This is a genomic window from Inquilinus ginsengisoli, from assembly GCF_031453975.1.
Classification (GTDB): Bacteria; Pseudomonadota; Alphaproteobacteria; order DSM-16000; family Inquilinaceae; genus Inquilinus; species Inquilinus ginsengisoli_A.
Window position 1 is genome coordinate 148,191 of record NZ_JAVDPW010000012.1, and the last position, 19,012, is coordinate 167,202.

Annotated in this window: 19 protein-coding genes; 15 read left to right on the forward strand and 4 right to left on the reverse strand. The window is 69.2% G+C overall.

Annotated elements, in window-relative coordinates:
• Window positions 1-35: 35 nt before the first annotated feature.
• Together E9232_RS30080 and E9232_RS30085 are read right to left on the reverse strand one after the other, a co-directional pair.
• Window positions 36-971, reverse strand: coding sequence for a carbohydrate kinase family protein (locus E9232_RS30080; RefSeq protein WP_309800540.1), 936 nt, complete (start codon window positions 969-971; stop codon window positions 36-38).
• A complete protein-coding gene (locus E9232_RS30085) occupies window positions 968-2,353 on the reverse strand; it encodes a family 4 glycosyl hydrolase (protein WP_309800542.1) in 1,386 nt (461 codons plus the stop codon). Before E9232_RS30085 ends, E9232_RS30080 begins: the two co-directional genes overlap by 4 nt.
• Before the next feature lie 138 nt (window positions 2,354-2,491).
• Between E9232_RS30085 and E9232_RS30090 the strand changes: the two genes are divergently transcribed.
• The 11 genes from E9232_RS30090 (at window position 2,492) to E9232_RS30140 (ending at window position 15,070) form a co-directional block, all read left to right on the forward strand.
• Window positions 2,492-3,268 carry a GntR family transcriptional regulator gene (locus tag E9232_RS30090; RefSeq protein WP_309800544.1) on the forward strand — a complete coding sequence of 259 codons (777 nt, stop codon included), beginning with the start codon at window positions 2,492-2,494 and terminating at the stop codon, window positions 3,266-3,268.
• Window positions 3,261-4,124 carry a fructosamine kinase family protein gene (locus tag E9232_RS30095; protein ID WP_309800546.1) on the forward strand — a complete coding sequence of 288 codons (864 nt, stop codon included), beginning with the start codon at window positions 3,261-3,263 and terminating at the stop codon, window positions 4,122-4,124. Before E9232_RS30090 ends, E9232_RS30095 begins: the two co-directional genes overlap by 8 nt.
• A 214-nt stretch (window positions 4,125-4,338) precedes the next feature.
• The gene (locus tag E9232_RS30100; protein WP_309800548.1) at window positions 4,339-5,259 is read left to right on the forward strand and encodes an ABC transporter permease subunit; all 921 of its coding nucleotides are present in this window, start codon (window positions 4,339-4,341) and stop codon (window positions 5,257-5,259) included.
• A gap of 4 nt (window positions 5,260-5,263) precedes the next feature.
• Window positions 5,264-6,805 (forward strand): high-affinity branched-chain amino acid ABC transporter permease LivM, encoded by a 1,542-nt coding sequence (gene livM, locus E9232_RS30105; RefSeq protein WP_309800551.1) that lies wholly within the window; start codon window positions 5,264-5,266, stop codon window positions 6,803-6,805.
• The gene (locus E9232_RS30110) at window positions 6,802-7,671 is read left to right on the forward strand and encodes an ABC transporter ATP-binding protein (RefSeq protein ID WP_309800553.1); all 870 of its coding nucleotides are present in this window, start codon (window positions 6,802-6,804) and stop codon (window positions 7,669-7,671) included. The genes livM and E9232_RS30110 overlap by 4 nt, the downstream gene beginning before the upstream one ends.
• Window positions 7,671-8,381, forward strand: a complete 711-nt coding sequence (locus tag E9232_RS30115) for an ABC transporter ATP-binding protein (RefSeq protein ID WP_309800651.1) — start codon at window positions 7,671-7,673, stop codon at window positions 8,379-8,381. The genes E9232_RS30110 and E9232_RS30115 overlap by 1 nt, the downstream gene beginning before the upstream one ends.
• A gap of 10 nt (window positions 8,382-8,391) precedes the next feature.
• The gene (locus tag E9232_RS30120) at window positions 8,392-8,745 is read left to right on the forward strand and encodes a DUF6867 family protein (protein ID WP_309800555.1); all 354 of its coding nucleotides are present in this window, start codon (window positions 8,392-8,394) and stop codon (window positions 8,743-8,745) included.
• An 80-nt stretch (window positions 8,746-8,825) separates the two neighbouring features.
• Window positions 8,826-9,962 (forward strand): branched-chain amino acid ABC transporter substrate-binding protein, encoded by a 1,137-nt coding sequence (locus tag E9232_RS30125; protein WP_309800557.1) that lies wholly within the window; start codon window positions 8,826-8,828, stop codon window positions 9,960-9,962.
• A gap of 139 nt (window positions 9,963-10,101) precedes the next feature.
• Window positions 10,102-12,582, forward strand: coding sequence for a glycogen/starch/alpha-glucan phosphorylase (locus tag E9232_RS30130; protein ID WP_309800559.1), 2,481 nt, complete (start codon window positions 10,102-10,104; stop codon window positions 12,580-12,582).
• A gap of 210 nt (window positions 12,583-12,792) precedes the next feature.
• Window positions 12,793-14,622, forward strand: coding sequence for an extracellular solute-binding protein (locus E9232_RS30135; RefSeq protein WP_309800561.1), 1,830 nt, complete (start codon window positions 12,793-12,795; stop codon window positions 14,620-14,622).
• A 136-nt stretch (window positions 14,623-14,758) separates the two neighbouring features.
• Window positions 14,759-15,070 carry a hypothetical protein gene (locus tag E9232_RS30140; protein ID WP_309800563.1) on the forward strand — a complete coding sequence of 104 codons (312 nt, stop codon included), beginning with the start codon at window positions 14,759-14,761 and terminating at the stop codon, window positions 15,068-15,070.
• A 54-nt stretch (window positions 15,071-15,124) separates the two neighbouring features.
• On the opposite strand, the gene E9232_RS30145 is transcribed toward E9232_RS30140, so the two are convergent.
• Window positions 15,125-15,346 carry a ribbon-helix-helix domain-containing protein gene (locus E9232_RS30145; protein ID WP_309800565.1) on the reverse strand — a complete coding sequence of 74 codons (222 nt, stop codon included), beginning with the start codon at window positions 15,344-15,346 and terminating at the stop codon, window positions 15,125-15,127.
• Between the two features lie 16 nt (window positions 15,347-15,362).
• Window positions 15,363-16,766 (reverse strand): class II fumarate hydratase, encoded by a 1,404-nt coding sequence (fumC, locus tag E9232_RS30150; protein WP_309800567.1) that lies wholly within the window; start codon window positions 16,764-16,766, stop codon window positions 15,363-15,365.
• A gap of 144 nt (window positions 16,767-16,910) precedes the next feature.
• Between fumC and nthA the strand changes: the two genes are divergently transcribed.
• Genes nthA through E9232_RS30170 form a run of 4 tightly spaced genes read left to right on the forward strand, consistent with a single transcriptional unit; the run spans window position 16,911 to window position 18,980 of the window.
• Window positions 16,911-17,540: a nitrile hydratase subunit alpha gene (gene nthA, locus E9232_RS30155; RefSeq protein WP_309800570.1), complete on the forward strand. Its 630-nt coding sequence runs from the start codon at window positions 16,911-16,913 to the stop codon at window positions 17,538-17,540.
• Window positions 17,537-18,196, forward strand: coding sequence for a nitrile hydratase subunit beta (gene nthB, locus E9232_RS30160; protein WP_309800571.1), 660 nt, complete (start codon window positions 17,537-17,539; stop codon window positions 18,194-18,196). The genes nthA and nthB overlap by 4 nt, the downstream gene beginning before the upstream one ends.
• On the forward strand, window positions 18,183-18,572 hold the full coding sequence (locus tag E9232_RS30165) for a nitrile hydratase accessory protein (RefSeq protein ID WP_309800573.1): 390 nt from the start codon (window positions 18,183-18,185) through the stop codon (window positions 18,570-18,572). Before nthB ends, E9232_RS30165 begins: the two co-directional genes overlap by 14 nt.
• A gap of 21 nt (window positions 18,573-18,593) precedes the next feature.
• Window positions 18,594-18,980, forward strand: coding sequence for a RidA family protein (locus E9232_RS30170; RefSeq protein WP_309800575.1), 387 nt, complete (start codon window positions 18,594-18,596; stop codon window positions 18,978-18,980).
• Window positions 18,981-19,012 lie beyond the last annotated feature (32 nt).

Genomic DNA, 19,012 nt, shown 5'->3' on the forward strand with positions numbered 1-19,012 from the left:
TCTTCCGTCGGTCCGGGCGGGTTGGTCCCGCCGCGTCAGCTGGAGGCCGCGGCCTCGTGTCGAACCATCGCCAGCAGCCCGTCCTCGTCCGGCAGCGTGCTGCCGCCATGGCCGGTGGTGGCCAGCGTGCCGCAGGCCACGGCCAGGGCGACGCTGTCGCGGAAGTCGCAGCCGCGCAGCCGGCCGTAGAGGAATCCGGCGTTGAAGCTGTCGCCGGCGCCTGTCGTGTCGACCACCGCGACCGCGGGCGCCGCCACGCTGCAGCGCCGGCCGCGGCTGAGGCCGATTGCCCCGGCGGCGCCGCGCTTGACCAGCACGGTCGGCACCATCGTCGCCAGCCGCTCCAACGCCGCCTCGGCCGTGGCCTCGCCGGTGAAGCCGATGGCCTCGGATTCATTGGGCAGGAAGACGTCGACCTCGCGGAACAGCTCAGCCACGCCAGGCGTGTCGATGCGGTGCGCCACATGCTGGCAGTCGAGGCAGACCAGGATCCCCCGCTGCCGCGCCGCCCGGGCCAGGGCCAGCAGCTCCGGCTCCAGCCGGAAGCTCTGCAGCAGCAGCGCGCGCGGCGCCACGGCGTCCAGCACCTCCGGCGCCGGCGGCAGGTCGTCGCGCACGGCGTAGCTGACGAAGCCGCGGTCATGGGCGAAGGAGAAGGACGCGCTGACCCGCTCCAGCGGGTGGTCGAGGCGCCGGAACAGCCGGTCGTCCAGCCCCTCCGCCTGCGCCGCCTCCAGCGCCAGGCGGCTGAACAGGTCGGTGCCGAAATCGGCCGCCCACACCGTCCTCAGCCCCAGCCGGTGCAGCGCCATGGCGGTGGTGAAGCTGGCGCCGGGCAGCATGCCGAAGCCGCGGGCGAACAGGTCGGCGCCCAGCCGCGGCACCTCCGGCAGCCCGGTGAAGATCAGGTCCCAGTAGTATTCGCCGACCACGACGACGTCGCAGCCCTCGGCATGGGGGCCGCCGGTCATTGCCAGTTGCCGACGTAAGGCGCGTGGGCGGTCAGGTATTCGTCGACCAGCGCCTCGGCCCGGGAATAGGACAGCACCAGCGGGTGCGCCACCAGGGCCTCCACCGCCAGGTCGCGGTCGCGGTCGCGGATCGCCTGCACCGCCAGCCGCTCATAGCGCTTGATGGCGTGCACCAGCTGGGCCTGCGCCTCCGGCATCGGGCCGATCGGCAGCGGCCGCACCCCGTCGCGGTCGACCACGCAGCTGACCTCGACCACATCCTCGTCGCGCAGCCCCTCGATCGCGCCCCGGTTCGGCACGTTCAGCCCGCTGTACAGCGGCTTGCCGGTCTCCAGCGCATCGACCAGGTCCAGCGCGACCCCGGCATAGCCCTCGCCCTCGTCGCCCTTGGGCACGGCGGCATCGGCCGCCAAAGCGCGGTCGGCCTCCTCCATGCTCGGCGCCCCGTCCTGGGCGTAGTGCATGTAGGTGGCGTTGCGGCGGTGGGCGTAGGCGTGGTAGGCGCGCAGCGCCAGGTCCGGGTTGCGGCGCCAGTCCAGGGCGGTCAGCTGGTCGATCAGCCCGTGGTTCAGGTCCAGGATCTCCTCGCCGCGGGTGCGCGAATCCGACCGGATCGCGTCGACCGCCTTCTCGGCATAGTAGAAGTAATAGAGGTACTCGTTGATCCACATCCCATGGCGGCGGACCACGCGCGGGCTGAACACCTTCTGGGCCGAGGCGGCCAGGAAGGCGTCGTCGGCCAAGAGGCGCGGCAGCACGTCCTCGCCGCCGATCTCGGCGCGGCGGGTGAAGGACAGGTGGTTCAGGCCGAACACCTCGGTGCGGACCGCCTTCTCCGGCACGCCGTACCAGCGCGCCACCGCCGACTGGGCGGCGTTGGCGCCGTCGCAGATGCCGATGCTGCGGTCGTGGCCGGCGTCGCGCAGGGCCTGGGTGACCAGGCCGGCCGGGTTGGTGAAGTTGAACAGCCAGGCATCGGGGCTGACCCGCTTCAGCAGGTCGGCATAGCCCAGGATGGTCGGGATGCTGCGCAGCGCCATGGCGAAGCCGCCCGGCCCTGTGGTCTCCTGCCCCAGCACGCCATGCGCCAGGGCGATGCGCTCGTCCTTGATGCGGCCTTCCTCCAGCCCCGGCCGGACCGTGGTCACGACATAGGCGGCGCCGTCCAGCGCCCGCTCGGGATCCAGGCTGGTGGTGATCTTCACCGGCGACTTCATCTGCCGGGCGATCAGCGTGCCCAGGCCGCCGAACAGCTCCAGCCGCGGCCCGTCGATGTCGAGCAGGCACAGCTCGGTCAGGTTGCTCCATTCCGCCCGGCGCAGCGCCGATTCGATGAACAGGGGGGCGCGGACTCCGCCGCCGCCGACCAGGGTCAGTTTCATGGGGCCTCCCGGGAACCGGCCCAAGTTATGACTGGTTATAACCAGTCATGTCAACGGTGGCCGGACGCCGGATTTGCGTGTATGCAGCAGTCATGGATTCGCCCTCGCCGCGCCGGAGATTCCGTGCCGCATGATGCCATGAACGACGATCCGATCACCGCCGGGGTGCGGCGCGACGACCCGCAGCCGCTGTACCGCCAGATCAAGCAGCGGATCCGCGAGCAGATCGACCGCGGCGAGCTCGGCACCGATGCCAAGCTGGCGTCGGAGCGCGAGCTGGAGAAGCAATACGGCGTCAGCCGCATCACCGTGCGCCAGGCGGTGCGCGAGCTGGTGGCGGAAGGCTGGCTGCACAGCCATCCCGGCCGCGGCTTCTTCGTGGCGCGGCGCGAGGAGGCCTATGAGCTGCACCTGCTGCGCAGCTTCACCGCCATCGCCGAGGCGCATGGACGGGTGCCGGCCAGCCGGCTGATCGACGGCCGGGTCTGCCCGGCGCCGGCGGAGATCGCGCGGCCGCTGTTCCTGCCGGTCGGCGCCGATGTGGTGATGCTGAAGCGGCTGCGCTGCCTCGACGGCCAGCCGATGGTGCTGACCCAGGACTGGTTCGCCGCCGGGTTGGTGCCGGGGATACTCGACCTCGACTGGTCGACCGGCAACCGCTCGCTCTACGCCGAGATCCGCGACCGCTACCGGCTGCGCCCGGACAGCGGCCGCACCACGCTGAGCGCCCGCCTGGCCAATGAGGAGGAGGCGCGGCTGCTGGAGCTGGCGCCGCCGGCGGCGGTGCTGACGGTCGAGCAGATCGCCTATGACCCGCAGGGAAGGCCGGTGAACATGACCTTCTCCAGCCACCACCCGCTGCGCTATCCCCTCAGCCTCGACCAGCGCGGCCAGAAGGATGCGGCGGGTGGCTGACGGCCTCGATCCCGGCCTCGCCGACCGGATCGAGGCGGCGCTCGGGGTGCGGCCGGCGGCGGCCGAGCCGCTGCCCGGCGGGTCGACCGTCGCGGTGCTGCGGGTCGATCTCGCCGATGGCGGCCGCATCGTCGCCAAGGCGGGGCAGGGGGCGCTGGCCCTCGAGGCCTGGATGCTGGGCGAGCTGGCACAGCACTCCGCCCTGCCGCTGCCGGCGGTGCTGCATGCGGCCGAGGACCTGCTGCTGCTCGAGCATGTCGACCACGAGCCCGGGCCGCCGCCCCATGCGGCGCAGCTGCACGCCGCCGAGCTGCTGGCGGCGCTGCACGCCGTGCCGTGGCCGACCTTCGGCTATGCCAGGGACACCTCGATCGGCAGGCTGCCCCAGCCGAACCCGCCCGGCGACCGCTGGGTGCCGTTCTTCCGCGACCACCGCCTGCTGCACATGGCCCGCGCCGGCCACGCCGAGGGCACGGTCGATGCCGAGCTGCTGCGCCGCCTGGAAATCCTGGCCGGCCGGCTGGAGGATCTGCTGTCCGAACCGCGCCATCCCGCTTTGCTGCATGGCGACATCTGGACCGGCAACCTGCTGCACCGCGACGGCCGAATCGCCGCTGTCATCGACCCCGCCATCTCCTGCGGCCATCCGGAGATGGAGCTGGCCTACCCGACCCTGTTCGGCACCTTCGACGAGGCCTTCTTCCGCCGCTATGACGAGGCCGCGCCGCTGGATCCCGGCTTCTGGGACGGCCGCCGGCCGATCTATTTGCTGTATCCCTTGCTGGTCCATGTCCGGTACTGGGACCCGGCCTATGCCGAGCCGATCCGCCGGATTCTCGACCGCTACGGCGCCTGATCGCGGCCGCTAACCCCCCGAAACGTCTTACGATTCATTGAGATTGTAACGGTGCATTTTCTTCTCCATAGTCGCGCCAATCCGGCGTGTGACGCGGAGCTTGAACAGAGAAACGCCCTCGGTCTAAACGGCGAAGCGAACAGATGAGGTCGACCATCCCCGGGTGGTCTGTTGACCGTCGCGGGATGGTCTGTGGAGGCAAATCGGCGCGAGCATGGAATATTTCCTGCAGCAGCTCATCAATGGGCTGACGCTGGGCGCGATCTACGGTCTGATCGCGATCGGCTATACGATGGTGTACGGCATCATCGGCATGATCAATTTCGCCCATGGCGAGATCTATATGATCGGCGCATTCATCGCGGTGATCGGCTTCGTCGTGCTGGGCGCCTTCGGCGTGCCCGGCGTGTCGGTGGCCCTGGCCCTGGCGATCGTGCTGATCATCTCGGTGGTGGTCACGGCGGCCTATGGCTGGACGATCGAGCGGCTGGCCTACCGGCCGCTGCGCGGCTCGACCCGGCTGGCGCCGCTGATCTCGGCGATCGGCATGTCGATCTTCCTTCAGAACTACGTCCAGCTGCTGCAGGGCGCGCGGCGCAAGCCGGTGCCGCCACAGATCCCGGGCGGGTTCCAGCTGACCTCCGGCGGCGGCTTCGACGTCAGCTTGTCCTATCTCCAGATCATCATCGTCGTCCTGACCCTGGTGCTGATGCTGGGCCTGACCTGGGTGATCAACCGCACCTCGCTCGGCCGGCAGCAGCGCGCCTGCGCCCAGGACCGCACCATGGCGGCGCTGATCGGGGTCGATGTCGGCCGCACCATCTCGACCACCTTCGTCATCGGCGCGGCGCTGGCCGCCGTGGCCGGCGTGATGGTGACGCTGTACTACGGCGTGATCGACTTCTACATCGGCTTCCTCGCCGGCATCAAAGCCTTCACCGCCGCGGTGCTGGGCGGCATCGGGTCGCTGCCGGGCGCGATGCTCGGCGGCATCCTGATCGGCCTGATCGAGGCCTTCTGGTCGGGCTACTTCTCGTCGGAATACAAGGATGTCGCCGCCTTCACCATCCTGGTGCTGGTGCTGATCTTCCGACCGTCCGGCCTGCTCGGCCGCCCCGACATCGAGAAGGTCTGACATCATGGCCACGCTTGTCCAGGCCGAGGCGGCCGCCCCCCGCGGCCTCGACCTCGTCGCCATGGCGAAGGAGGCGGGGGTCACCGCCCTGATCGCCCTGGTGCTGACCGCCCCCCTGATCGGCATCCGCACCGTGGAGCAGAGCGGGTCGCTCGGCTTCGAGACCGACTTCACCGCCGTGGCCATCGCCGTGGCGCTGGTCTTCGTCGGCCGCATCGGCATCATCCTGAACCGCGAAGGCATCGCCCGGCCGGTGCTGTGGCTCAGCCTGCTGTTCCTGGTGGTGTTCCCGCTGCCGGTGATCTACGAGCTGCTGCGCTCCGGCTTCACCCTGTTCGGAGTGCAGGTGCCGCTCGACCTGCCGCCGCTGCCGGTGCTGGACTTCCACTCCATCCCGCTGCTGGTGATCGGCACGCTCGGCTCGATGTGGCTGGCGCTGCAGGCGCTGCTGGTGCAGCGGCGCCACCGCTCCAGCCTGTCGCGGCAGGAACGCGACCGGGCGATGGACAAGATCGGGGCGAAGGTGCAGCGCGCCACCGTCTTCGTCGGCCCCATCCTGGTGCTGCTGGCGGTGGTCTTCCCGTTCACCGACCTTGCCACCCGCGCGACGCTCGGCGTCGCCACCATCGTGCTGATCTACATCATGCTGGGCTGGGGGCTGAACATCATCGTCGGCCTCGCCGGGCTGCTCGACCTCGGCTATGTCGCCTTCTACGCCGTCGGCGCCTATTCCTACGCCCTGCTGTCGACCACCTTCGGCCTCAGCTTCTGGATCTGCCTGCCGCTGGCCGGGGTGTTCGCCGCCTGCTTCGGCCTGATCCTCGGCTATCCCGTGCTGCGGCTGCGCGGCGACTATTTCGCGATCGTCACGCTGGGCTTCGGCGAGATCATCCGCATCATCCTGATCAACTGGGCGCCGGTGACCGGCGGGCCGAACGGGATCAACAACATCCCGCGGCCCAGCTTCTTCGGCTTCCCCTTCGACCGCAGCCCGCCGGAGGGCCAGACCGCCTTCCACCAGCTGTTCGGCCTCGAGTACAGCCCAACCCACCGGATCGTCTTCCTGTACCTGCTGATCCTGGCCCTGGCGCTCCTGGTCAACTTCATCAGCACCCGGCTGCGGCGCCTGCCGCTGGGCCGGGCGTGGGAGGCGATCCGCGAGGACGACATCGCCTGCCAGTCGCTCGGCATCAACCGCACCAACCTGAAGCTGGCGGCCTTCGCCACCTCGGCGATGTGCGGCGGCTTCGCCGGCAGCTTCTTCGCGACCTACCAGGGCTTCATCAGCCCGGAGAGCTTCTCCTTCATCGAATCCGCCATCATCCTGGCCATCGTCGTGCTCGGCGGCATGGGCAGCCAGCTCGGCATCGTCGTCGCCGCCTGCCTGATCATCGGCCTGCCCGAGGCGTTCCGCGGCCTCGACCTGTACCGCATGCTGGTGTTCGGCCTGTGCATGGTCGGCATCATGGTGTGGCGGCCGCGCGGCCTCCTGGCCCATCGCGACCCGACCATCCTGCTGAACCGCAAGAAGGGAGCCTCGTCATGACCCTTCTGACCATCGAGCGCATCTCGATGCGCTTCGGCGGCCTGGTCGCCATCGACAACGTGTCCTTCGACATCCGCGCCGGCGACATCACCGCGGTGATCGGGCCGAACGGCGCCGGCAAGACCACGCTGTTCAACTGCATCACCGGCTTCTACAAGCCGACCGCCGGGCGGATGACCCTGCGCGCCGAGGACGGCCGCGAGTTCCTGCTCGAGCAGATCCCCGGCTACCGCATCGCCAAGGAGGCGCGGGTCGCCCGCACCTTCCAGAACATCCGGCTGTTCGCCGGCATGAGCGTGCTGGAGAATCTGATGGTGGCCCAGCACAACCGGCTGATGAAGGCCTCGGCCTTCTCCTTCGCCGGGCTGTTCGGCCTGCCGGGCTTCCGCCGGGCGGAGCGCGAGGCGGTGGACAAGGCGAAGTTCTGGCTCGACAAGCTCGGCCTGACCGCCCAGGCCGACGATTCCGCCGGCAGCCTGCCCTATGGCGGCCAGCGCCGGCTGGAGATCGCGCGGGCAATGTGCATCGACCCGGTGATCCTGTGCCTGGACGAACCGGCCGCCGGCCTCAACCCGCGGGAATCGCAGGAGCTGAACGGCCTCCTGCGCGCCATCCGCGACGAGCACAACACCAGCGTGCTGCTGATCGAGCACGACATGAGCGTCGTCATGCAGATTTCCGACCACATCGTGGTGCTCGACCACGGCAAGAAGATCGCCGACGGCACGCCGGACCAGATCCGCAGCGACGAGACGGTGATCCGCGCCTATCTCGGCGAGCCGGAGGAGGAAGACCTGCCGCCGGAGATCGCCGCCGATGTGGCTGCCGTGACCGGGGCCGCCGCCACCGGGGAGGTGCGGCGATGATGCTGTCGCTGCAGGGCGTGCACACCTTCTACGGCGCCATCGAGGCGCTGCGCGGCGTCGACGTCGAGGTCAAGGAAGGCGAGATCGTCACCCTGATCGGCGCCAACGGCGCCGGCAAGTCGACCCTCCTGATGACGATCTGCGGCAATCCGCAGGCGCGGCAGGGGGCGGTGCTGTTCGACGGGCGGGAGATCACCCGGCTGCCGACCTTCGAGATCGTGCGCCGCGGCGTCGCCATCTCGCCGGAAGGGCGGCGGATCTTCCCGCGCATGACGGTGATGGAGAACCTCAGGATGGGCGGCCTCACCGCCGACCCGTCGACCTTCGACCGCGACCTGGAGCAGATCTTCACCCTGTTCCCGCGGCTGAAGGAGCGGCAGGCCCAGCGCGGCGGCACGCTGTCGGGCGGCGAGCAGCAGATGCTGGCGATCGGCCGGGCGCTGATGAGCCAGCCGCGGCTGCTGCTGCTGGACGAGCCGTCGCTCGGCCTGGCGCCGATGGTGGTGAAGCAGATCTTCGAAGCGATCCGCGCCATCAACCGGGAGAAGGGCATGACCGTCTTCCTGGTCGAGCAGAACGCCTTCCACGCGCTGCGGCTGGCGCATCGCGGCTACGTCATGGTCAACGGCCGGGTGACGATGAGCGGCACCGGCCGGGACCTGCTGGCCAACCCGGAAGTCCGGGCCGCCTATCTCGAAGGCGGGCATTGAGGAGATCGCCATGGAACAGATCCTCGGCAGCTCCATCGGCGACTTCATCTTCGTCAGCCTGATCCTCGGCGGCGGGGCCGGGTTCCTGACCGGCCAGGGCCAGGCCCAGGGCTGGGCAAAGGGGCGCAAGGTCATCCCCTTCGTGATCCTGATCGCCTGCGCCACCCGGTTCCTGCACTACGCCCTGTTCGGCGGAACGCTCTTGTCGCCGACCGGCTTCATCATCGATCTTGTGTGGATCGGGGTGTGCGCGACGGTCGCCTTCCGGATGACCCGGGCGGCGAAGATGGTCCGGCAGTATCCGTGGCTCTACGAGCGTGCCGGGCTGTTCGGCTGGCGCGACCGGCCGTCGGCCACACGGTAAGACGCCGGTCCCTCGGGGCCGGTGGAAAGCAAGGTCCGGCGGGAGCGTCCCGCCGGGCGAAGAACTGGGAGAGCGATCTGATGACGAGATTGAACCGAGTCCTCCTGGTCGGCGCGGCCCTGGCCGCTCTGGCGACGACTCCGGCCCTGGCCGATGTGAAGATCGGCCTCGGCGCGCCGCTGACCGGGCCGAACGCGTCCTTCGGCGAACAGATGAAGCGCGGCACCGATGCGGCGGTGAAGGCGCTGAACGACGCCGGCGGCGTCAACGGCCAGAAGATCACCGTGGTCTATGGCGACGATGCCTCCGACCCGCGCCAGGGCGTGGCCGCGGCGAACGAGCTGGTGGGCGAGGGCGTCGTGGCCGTGATCGGCCACTTCAACTCGTCGGTCTCGATCCCGGCCTCGGCGATCTATGCCGAGGAAGGCGTGGTCCAGATCACCCCGGCCTCGACCAACCCGCAGCTGACCGAACAGGGGCAGAAGACCACCTTCCGCACCTGCGGCCGCGACGACCAGCAGGGCGACGTCGCCGGCGCCTTCATCGCCGACAAGTACAAGGGCCGCAACGTCGCGATCCTCCAGGACCAGACCACCTACGGCAAGGGCCTGGCCGACGCCACCAAGGCGGCGATGAACAAGGCCGGCCTGACCGAGAAGCTGTACGAGGGCATCACCGTCGGCGAGCGCGACTTCTCGGCCGTGGTGTCGAAGATGAAGCAGGCGAACATCGATGTGATCTATTTCGGCGGCCTGCACAACGAGGCCGGCCTGATCCTGCGCCAGGCGCGCGAGCAGGGGATGAACGCCCAGTTCATCTCGGGTGACGGCATCGTCACCCAGGAGTTCTGGGGCATCACCGGTGACGCCGGCAAGGGCGTGCTGATGACCTTCGGCGCCGACCAGCGCACCTCCCCGGCGGCCAAGGACGTGGTCGCCAAGTTCAAGGCCGACAACTACGAGCCCGAGGGCTACACCCTGTACAGCTACGCCGCGGTCCAGGCCTGGGCCGAGGCCGCGACCAAGGCGAAGAGCTTCGAGGGGCCGAAGGTCGCCCAGGCCCTGCATGACGGCACCGCGTACAAGACCGTGCTGGGCGAGCTGGCCTTCGACGCCAAGGGCGACCGCGTCAAGACCGACTACGTCTTCTACATCTGGAACAGCGGCAAATACGCCGAAGCCACCCCGGGCGAACTGGCCAAGATCGGCGCGAAGTAAGACTTAAGTCGAGTTTTCTGCCCTTCTGCGGCCCGGCGGAGCGATCCGCCGGGCCGTTTCTATGTCATATGATTGATCGGCGCGCCGTTCCGTGCTGTAACGGATTTGAGATATCGCAGTGCAGCAAAGAGGCCAGCCGATGCAGCCGCCCGCCTCTCCGATCGCCATCGAGCCCCGTGGGCTCGACCGGGAGTCACTGAAGCGCGACATTCTGGAGTGGCTGGTCTACGCCGTGGGCCGCGAGATCCACCGCGCCACCCGCCACGACTGGTTCGCCGCCACCGCCCTGGCCGTACGCGACCGCCTGGTCGACCGCTGGATGGAATCGCAGCACCAGGAAGAGGCGACCGACGGCAAGCGGGTCTACTACCTCAGCCTGGAATTCCTGATCGGCCGGCTGATGGCCAATGCGCTGACCAATCTCGGCCTGTACGAGACCTGCCGCGACGCGCTGTCGGATTTCGGCGTCGACCTCGGCGCGGTGCTGGAGGTCGAGCCTGACGCAGCCCTGGGCAATGGCGGTCTCGGCCGCCTCGCCGCCTGCTTCCTCGACAGCATGGCAACGCTGGGCATCGCCGGTACCGGCTACGGCATCCGCTACGAATACGGGCTGTTCGAGCAGCAGTTCGACCGCGGCTGGCAGGTCGAATACCCCGAGGACTGGCTGAAGTTCGGCAACCCCTGGGAGTTCGAGCGGCCGGAGATCGCCTACCCTATCGATTTCTACGGCAAGGTCGAACCCGGCGAGCCGGGGCCCGACGGCAAGCCGACGGCGCGCTGGCAGGGCAGCCAGCGGGTGCTGGCCGTGGCCTACGACACGCCGGTGGTCGGCTGGGGCGGCGCCACGGTCAACACGCTGCGGCTGTGGTCGGCCAAGCCGGTGCGCGAGTTCGACCTCGTCAAGTTCAACTCCGGCGACTACATGAAATCGGTCGAGGACAAGATCCTGTCGGAGATCCTGTCGCGCGTGCTGTACCCCAACGACAACACCCCGGCGGGGCAGGAGCTGCGGCTCAAGCAGGAATACTTCTTCACCTCGGCCTCGCTGCAGGACGTGCTGCGCCGCCATCGCATGCACCATGACGGCTATGACGACCTGCCCGAAAAGGCGGCGATGCAGCTGAACGACACCCATCCGGCGATCGCGGTGCCGGAGCTGATGCGCCTGCTGATCGACCGGCACCGGCTGGACTGGGACCGGGCGTGGAAGATCACCACCGGCTGCATCAGCTACACCAACCACACGCTGATGCCCGAGGCGCTGGAGACCTGGCCGGTCGCGCTGCTGGAACGCGTGCTGCCGCGGCACCTGCAGATCATCTACGAGATCAATGACCGCTTCCTGAAATCCTCGCGCGTGATCGCCAAGGACCCGAGCCGGCTGGGCAGCCTGTCGCTGATCCAGGAGGGCTGGGACCGGCGGGTGCGGATGGGGCCGCTGGCCTTCCTCGGCAGCCATCGGGTCAACGGCGTCTCGGCGCTGCACACCCAGCTGATGCGCGAGACGGTGTTCCGCGACCTCAACGAGGAATTCCCCGGCCGCATCACCAACAAGACCAACGGCATCACCCCGCGGCGCTGGCTGGTGCAGGCCAACCCGAACCTGGCCCAGCTGATCCACAACATGATCGGCACCGGCTGGGAGGACGACCTCGAGCGGCTGTCGGCGCTGCGCGGCAAGACCGAGGACACCGCCTTCCGCGAGGCGTTCTGGGCGGTGAAGCGCCGCAACAAGGCGCTGCTGGCCCACCACATCGCCGAGATCGCCGATGTCCGGGTGTCGGGCGACGCGCTGTTCGACGTCCAGGTCAAGCGCATCCACGAGTACAAGCGCCAGCTGCTGAACATCCTGCACGCGGTGGCGCTGTGGCAGGAGATGGGCGACGACCCCGACGCCACCTGGACGCCGCGGGTCAAGATCTTCGCCGGCAAGGCCGCCCCGGGCTACGCCATGGCCAAGCTGATCATCAAGCTGGCCAACGACGTCAGCCGGGTGGTCAACAACGACCGCACCATCCGCGACCAGCTGAAGATGGTGTTCCTGCCGAACTACAACGTCACCCTGGCCGAACGCATCATCCCCGCCGCCGATTTGTCGGAGCAGATCTCGACCGCCGGGATGGAGGCGTCGGGCACCGGCAACATGAAGTTTGCGCTGAACGGCGCGGTCACCATCGGCACGCTGGACGGAGCCAATGTCGAGATCGCCGAACGCGTCGGTGCCGACAACATCCTGATCTTCGGCATGACCGCGGCCGAGGTGGCGGCGAAGCGGACCCAGGGCTACGACCCCTCGGCGGTGATCGCGGCCGATCCCCGCCTGGCCCGCGCCGTGGCGGCGATCGAGGACGGCACCTTCTCCCCGGACGATCCCGGCCGGTTCCGGCCGATCACTGACGCGCTGCGGCACAGCGACTGGTTCCTGGTGGCGGCCGACTTCGCCGCCTATTGGGAGGCCCAGGCCCGCGCCGCCACCATCTACCGCGACCGCGCCGGCTGGACCCGCATGGCCATCCTCAACACCGCCCAGGTCGGCTGGTTCTCCTCCGACCGCACCGTGCGCGACTATGCCGAGGAGATCTGGGGCGTCTGGCCGCCACTGGCCCGCGCCGCGGAGTAGGCGACGCGTTACTGATGGGACTTTTTCAGAATTCCCAACCTCGTCATTGCGAGCGTAGCGAAGCAATCCATCGGGCAGCTTGTGCAGGCCGATGGATTGCTTCGTCGGCTTCGCCTCCTCGCAATGACGGCTGGGGATATCGCCCTTGCGTGGTGGGCGTCGGGCGCTGAGACTGCGGCCGTCCCCGAATCCGGCCATGGATCCGTCCGCATGCGCGCTGCCCGACCACTGCTCCGCCTCGCCGTCGCCGCCCTCCTGCTGGCCGGTTTCCTGCCGGCGACCGCCCGGGCGCAGGCCGGGGCGCCGGCGCAGGGCCCGGGCCTGGCTGCGCATGGCGATCCGAAATACCCGGCGGATTTCACCCATTTCGCCTATGCCAACCCCGATGCGCCCAAGGGTGGGGAGCTGCGCCAGGCGGTGGTCGGCAGCTTCGACACGCTGAACGCCTTCATCATCGGCGGCCAGACCGACCAGGTCCGGCTGATCGTGCCGCCCTACAACTTCGCCAGTCTGATGACGCGCGGCTGGGACGAGCCCTTCACCCTCTACCCCTATGTCGCGGACCGGGTGGAGGTGTCGGACGACCGGCTCACGGTCATCTTCCACCTCAACCCCAAGGCGGTGTTCCATGACGGCACGCCGCTGACCGCCGACGACGTGATCTTCAGCTGGCAGACCCAGGGCACCAAGGGCCGGCCCAACACCCGCAGCCTCTACGAGGAGATGGCGGGGATCGACCGGGTCGACGACCGCACCGTGCGGTTCCGCTTCAAGCCGGGCATCGCGCGCGAGGACCCGCTGGTCGTCGCCCTGCAGCCGATCCTCAGCAAGGCCTGGTACACGGCGCATGCGTTCGACCAGCCCAGCCTCGACCCGCCGCTCGGCGCCGGCCCCTACACCATCGGCGCGGTCGATGCCGGGCGCAGCATCACCCTGAACCGGGTGAAGGACTGGTGGGGCGAAAACCTGCCGGCGATGAAGGGCCTCTACAATTTCGACCGGATGCGCTTCGACTTCTACCTCGACGCCGACACCGCGCTGGAGGCGTTCAAGGCCGGGGCTTACAACTGGCGGCGCGAGCTCAGCGCCGAGAAATGGACCGACGGCAACTACGACTTCCCGGCGGTCCAGGACGGACGGGTGACGCTGCTGACCCTGCCGCAATACCGGTCGGTCGGCATGATGGGCTTCGCCATGAACACCCGCCGGCCGATCTTCGCCGATCCGCGGGTGCGGCGGGCGCTGGTCCTGGCCTTCGATTTCGACTGGGTGAACAAGACCCTGCTGGGCGGCCAGTACAAGCGCGACGACAGCTTCTTCGCCAATTCGGCGCTGGCGGCCACCGACACCCCGAAGGGGGCGGAGCTGAAGCTGCTGGACCCGTTCCGCGCCCAGCTGCCGCCGCAGCTGTTCAGCGAGGCCTACACCCTTCCGGTCAGCGACGGCAGCGGCCGCAACCGGGAGAACCTGCGCGCCGCCCAGGCGCTGCTGGCCGAGGCCGGCTGGACCATCAAGGACAATGCGCTGGTCGATGCCGGCGGCGCGCCGTTCCGCTTCGAGATCCTGCTGCAGAACAAGAGCTACCAGCGCGTCGCCCTGGCCTATGCCGACCAGCTGCGCCGCCTCGGCATCCCGGCGTCGATCCGCCTGGTCGAGAGCGCGCAATACGCCAACCGGGTCGGAAGCTATGATTTCGACATGATCCTCAACACCTGGATCACCACCCTGTCCCCCGGCGTGGAGCAGTCGGGCTACTGGGGCAGCGGCTCGGCCGACGTGCCGGGCACGCGCAACTATCCCGGGGTGAAGAGCCCGGTGGTCGACGCCATGATCAAGGCGGTCACCAGCGCGGACAGCCAGGAGGACCTGCAGACCGCGGTGCATGCGCTGGACCGCGTGCTGCTGTGGGGCAACTACGTGGTGCCGCTCTACTATCTCGACCGCGACTACATCGCCTATTGGGGCGATCTCGGCCGCGTCACCACCGTCAACCCGACCTACGGCACCGTGCTCGAATCCTGGTGGTCGAACGCGAAGTAGGGGCTCGCGACCACCGTATGGCCCGTGCAATTAATGGCAATTGCTGGGAACCCAGTCCGCAACTATGGGTTTCCCAAGCGCCTGCAACCGGTGCTCGCCGATGCGGGATCGTCCGAAAAAGCCCAAGGAGCATTCCGTGAAGCGTATTTTCCTCGCCGCCGCCGTGGCCTCGCTGCTGGCATCGCCTGCTTTTGCCGCCTGCACCGATGACGCCCAGGCCCAGGCGCAGAAGGTCATGACCCTGAGCCAGGCCCTTCAGGGCAAGACGACGGCCTCGAAGGACGAGCAGTGCTCGGCGATGAAGGACGTCATGGCCGAGACCAAGAAGCTGACCGACATCTACAAGGGCTGTCAGGCCGATCTGAAGCTGACGGACGACCAGCTGAAGCAGCTCGACCAGCAGGTCTCGACCGGCGACCAGGCCTACACCGCCCAGTGCGGCGGCTGATCCCCGCGACCCGGTGATGAAAAGCCCCGGCCGTTCGGCCGGGGCTTTTTCATGTCAGATCTCGCGCGCCAGGGCCGCCTCCAGGACGGCGGTCCGCAGTGCGCTGGACAGGTTGCCGTCCGGGTCGCGCGCCGCGTCGATCGCCTCGACCAGCCGGTTGACCGGCAGGCCGCGCCGGGTGGCGAGGCGGCCGAGGGCATCCCAGAACCCCGGCTCCAGCGAGACGCTGGTGGCATGGCCGGCGATATTGACCGACCGCTTGCGGACGCCGCTCACCGTCGGCCGGACCGAGTCAGGCGTTGGGGCCGACCATGGTCTCGGGCCGCACCCACTCGTCGAACTGCTCGGCGGTCAGCAGGCCGAGCGAGATCGCCGCCTGCTTCAGCGTGGTGTTCTCGGCATGCGCCTTCTTCGCCACCTTGGCGGCGTTGTCGTAGCCGATATGTGGGTTCAACGCGGTCACCAGCATCAGCGATTCGTGCAGCAGCTGCTCGATCCGGTCGGTGCGGGCCTCGATGCCGACGACGCAATTGTCGGTGAAGCTGCGGCAGGCATCGGCCAGCAGGCGGATCGACTGCAGCAGGTTGTAGATGATCACCGGCTTGAACACGTTCAGCTCGAAATGGCCGGTGGCGCCGGCAAAGGTGACGGTGACGTTGTTGCCCATCACCTGGGCGCAGACCATGGTCATCGCCTCGGACTGAGTCGGGTTGACCTTGCCCGGCATGATCGACGAGCCGGGCTCGTTCTCCGGCAGGTGGATCTCGCCGATGCCGCAGCGCGGGCCGGAGCCGAGCAGGCGGATGTCGTTGGCGATCTTCATCAGCGACGTCGCCAGGGTGTTCATCACGCCGGAGGCCTCGACGCAGGCGTCATGCGCGGCCAGCGCCTCGAACTTGTTCGGCGCGGTCTTGAACGGGAAGCCGGTGATGCTGGCGGCGTGCGCGGCGAAGGCCTCGGCGAAGCCTTCCTTGGCGTTCAGCCCGGTGCCGACGGCGGTGCCGCCCTGGGCCAGGTCCAGCAGATGCGGCAGGCAGCCTTTGACCCGGGCGATGCCCAGCTCGATCTGGCGGGCATAGCCGGAGAATTCCTGGCCCAGGGTCAGGGGCGTCGCATCCTGCAGATGGGTGCGGCCGATCTTGACCAGGTCCTTGAACTCCGACGCCTTGGCGGCCAGGGCGCCGTGCAGGTGCTCCAGGCTCGGCAGCAGCTCATGGCCGATCTGCTCGACCGCGGCGATGTGCATCACCGTCGGGAAGCTGTCGTTCGAAGACTGGCCGCGGTTGACGTGGTCGTTCGGGTGCACCGGCTTCTTCGAGCCGATCTCGCCGCCCAGGATCTCGATGGCGCGGTTCGAGATCACCTCGTTGGCGTTCATGTTGGTCTGGGTGCCGGACCCGGTCTGCCACACCACCAGCGGGAAATGGTCGGCCAGGGTGCCGTCGATCACCTCTTCCGCCGCGGCGACGATGGCGTTGCCGATCGCCGGGTCCAGCTCGCCCAGCGCCATGTTGGCCTGGGCCGAGGCCTTCTTCTGGATGCCCAAGGCCCGCACCAGCGGGGCCGGCATGCGCTCGCCGCCGATCTTGAAATTCTGCAGGCTGCGCTGGGTCTGCGCGCCCCAGTAGCGGTCGGTCGGGACGTCGACGGCGCCCAGGCTGTCGGTTTCTTTGCGGAAGGCGGTTTCGGCGGCCATCGGACGGCTCCGGTTTTCATCAGGGTGTCGGTTGGCCGGTTTGCTAGCACGAAAGCGCATGGGACGGTAGCGCCCGGCGGCTGGCCGCCGCCGTCCTGCGGCGCTAGGCTCCGATGCGGGATCCGATGCAGCGGAGCGAGGCCCATGTCCGACCACCACGATCACGATCACGATCACGAGGGCAGCGAGCTGTCCGACACGGCGCTCCGCGTCCGGGCGCTGGAATCGGTGCTGGTCGAGAAGGGCTATGTCGACCCGGCGGCGCTGGACGTCCTGGTCGAGACCTACGAGACCCGGATCGGCCCGCGCAACGGCGCCCGGGTGGTGGCCAAGGCCTGGGCCGACCCGGCCTATCGCGAGCGGCTGCGCACCGACGCCACCGCCGCGGTCGCCGAGTTCGGCTTCAGCGGCCGCGGCGGCGAGCACATGATCGCGGTCGAGAACACGCCCGACACCCACAACCTGATCGTCTGCACCCTGTGCTCCTGTTATCCCTGGCCGGTGCTGGGACTGCCGCCGGTCTGGTACAAATCGGCGCCCTACCGCTCGCGCGCCGTGATCGACCCGCGCGGCGTGCTGGCCGATTTCGGCGTGACCCTGCCGGCCGAGACCCGGATCCGGGTGTGGGATTCGACCGCCGAGACCCGCTACCTCGTGATCCCGATGCGCCCCGCCGGCACCGAAGGCTGGGACGAGGCGGCGCTGGCCGACCTGGTCAGCCGCGACAGCATGATCGGCGCCGGGATCGCGCGCGAACCGGGGACCGTGTCGTGAACGGCGGCCAGGATCTCGGCGGCATGATGGGCTTCGGCCCGGTGGTGCCGGAGCCGGAGCATGTCCGCTTCCACGCCGATTGGGAAAAGCGCGTCCTGGCCATGAACCTCGCCGCCGGCGCGCTGCGGCGCTGGTCGATCGACGCCAGCCGGCATGCGCGAGAAACCCTGCATCCGGTCGAATACCTGTCCTCCAGCTACTACCAGATCTGGCTGAAGGGGCTGGAGAAGCTGCTGCTGGCGGACGGGCTGGTGTCGGCGGCGGAGCTGGCGGCCGGGCACGCCATCGACCCCGCCGTGGCGGTGCCGCCGGCGCTGCAGGCCGACCAGGTGGCGGGCGTGCTGGCGCGCGGCACCAACTACCAGCGGCCGGAGGCGGCGCCGGCCCGCTTCGCCCTGGGCCAGGCGGTCCGCACCCGCAACATCCACCCGACCGGCCACACCAGGCTGCCGCGCTACGCCCGCGGCAAGGTCGGGGTGGTCGACCGGGTGCATGGCGTGTTCGTGCTGCCCGACGCCCGGGCCCATGGCACGGATGAGGATCCGCAATGGCTCTACACCCTCCGCTTCACCGGGCCGGAGCTGTGGGGCGAGGGCGCCGACCCCACCCTCGAGGTCTCGATCGATGCCTGGGAGGGCTATCTTGAGCCGGCATGACGCGGTGATCAGTGTGCTGGACGGCACGGCGCCGCTGCCGCGCGACCGGGACGGCCCGGTCTTCGCCGAGCCCTGGCAGGCCCAGGCCTTCGCCATGGCGGTGGCTCTGCGCGACCGCGGCGTCTTCACCTGGGACGAATGGGCGGCGGCGCTGGGGGCGGAGATCGCCCGGGCCCAGGCGGCCGGCGACCCGGATGACGGCAGCCGCTACTACGACCACTGGCTGGCCGCGCTGGAGCAGCTGGTGGTGGCGAAGGGCGCCGCCGACAGCGAGACTCTGCGGCACCGCAAGGCGGCCTGGGACCGGGCGGCGCAGGCCACGCCGCATGGCGCGCCGATCCTGCTGGAAAACGACCCGCTCTCCGGCCGCACCTGAACCGACACCAGGGGAAGACCCATGACGATCACGCTGCACAACCCGGCCGGCGTCGCCGCGCCGTTCTCGCGCTACAGCCAGGGCGCCTCGGCCCCGGCCGGTGCGCGCTGGCTGCACATCTCTGGCCAGGTCGGCGCCACGCCCGACGGCACCGTGCCGGAGGACCCCGAGCGGCAGATGGAGCTGGCCTGGGACAACCTGCTGGCGGTGCTGACCGATGCCGGCATGGCGGTCACCGACCTGGTCAAGGTCGACGGCTTCATCATCCGGCCCGACCTGCTGCCGCTGTACCGCAGCGTGCGCGAACGCCGGCTGGCCGGGCACGCCACCGCCTCGACGCTGGTGATCGTCGCCGGCCTGGTGGTGCCCAGCCTGCTGGTCGAGATCCAGGCGGTGGCGGCGGCCTAACCGACCTAAGCCCTTGTTTTGTCATGCCACGG

Excerpts from the sequence above, each read along its gene's own strand:
- E9232_RS30115 (WP_309800651.1), top strand. The coding sequence starts at position 7,671 with ATGCTGTCGCTGCAGGGCGTGCACACCTTCTACGGCGCCATCGAGGCG.
- E9232_RS30100 (WP_309800548.1), top strand. The coding sequence starts at position 4,339 with ATGGAATATTTCCTGCAGCAGCTCATCAATGGGCTGACGCTGGGCGCG.
- E9232_RS30090 (WP_309800544.1), top strand. The coding sequence starts at position 2,492 with ATGAACGACGATCCGATCACCGCCGGGGTGCGGCGCGACGACCCGCAG.
- E9232_RS30085 (WP_309800542.1), bottom strand. The coding sequence starts at position 2,353 with ATGAAACTGACCCTGGTCGGCGGCGGCGGAGTCCGCGCCCCCCTGTTC.
- nthA (WP_309800570.1), top strand. The coding sequence starts at position 16,911 with ATGTCCGACCACCACGATCACGATCACGATCACGAGGGCAGCGAGCTG.
- livM (WP_309800551.1), top strand. The coding sequence starts at position 5,264 with ATGGCCACGCTTGTCCAGGCCGAGGCGGCCGCCCCCCGCGGCCTCGAC.
- E9232_RS30080 (WP_309800540.1), bottom strand. The coding sequence starts at position 971 with ATGACCGGCGGCCCCCATGCCGAGGGCTGCGACGTCGTCGTGGTCGGC.
- E9232_RS30120 (WP_309800555.1), top strand. The coding sequence starts at position 8,392 with ATGGAACAGATCCTCGGCAGCTCCATCGGCGACTTCATCTTCGTCAGC.
- fumC (WP_309800567.1), bottom strand. The coding sequence starts at position 16,766 with ATGGCCGCCGAAACCGCCTTCCGCAAAGAAACCGACAGCCTGGGCGCC.
- E9232_RS30170 (WP_309800575.1), top strand. The coding sequence starts at position 18,594 with ATGACGATCACGCTGCACAACCCGGCCGGCGTCGCCGCGCCGTTCTCG.
- E9232_RS30135 (WP_309800561.1), top strand. The coding sequence starts at position 12,793 with ATGCGCGCTGCCCGACCACTGCTCCGCCTCGCCGTCGCCGCCCTCCTG.
- E9232_RS30125 (WP_309800557.1), top strand. The coding sequence starts at position 8,826 with ATGACGAGATTGAACCGAGTCCTCCTGGTCGGCGCGGCCCTGGCCGCT.
- E9232_RS30110 (WP_309800553.1), top strand. The coding sequence starts at position 6,802 with ATGACCCTTCTGACCATCGAGCGCATCTCGATGCGCTTCGGCGGCCTG.
- E9232_RS30130 (WP_309800559.1), top strand. The coding sequence starts at position 10,102 with ATGCAGCCGCCCGCCTCTCCGATCGCCATCGAGCCCCGTGGGCTCGAC.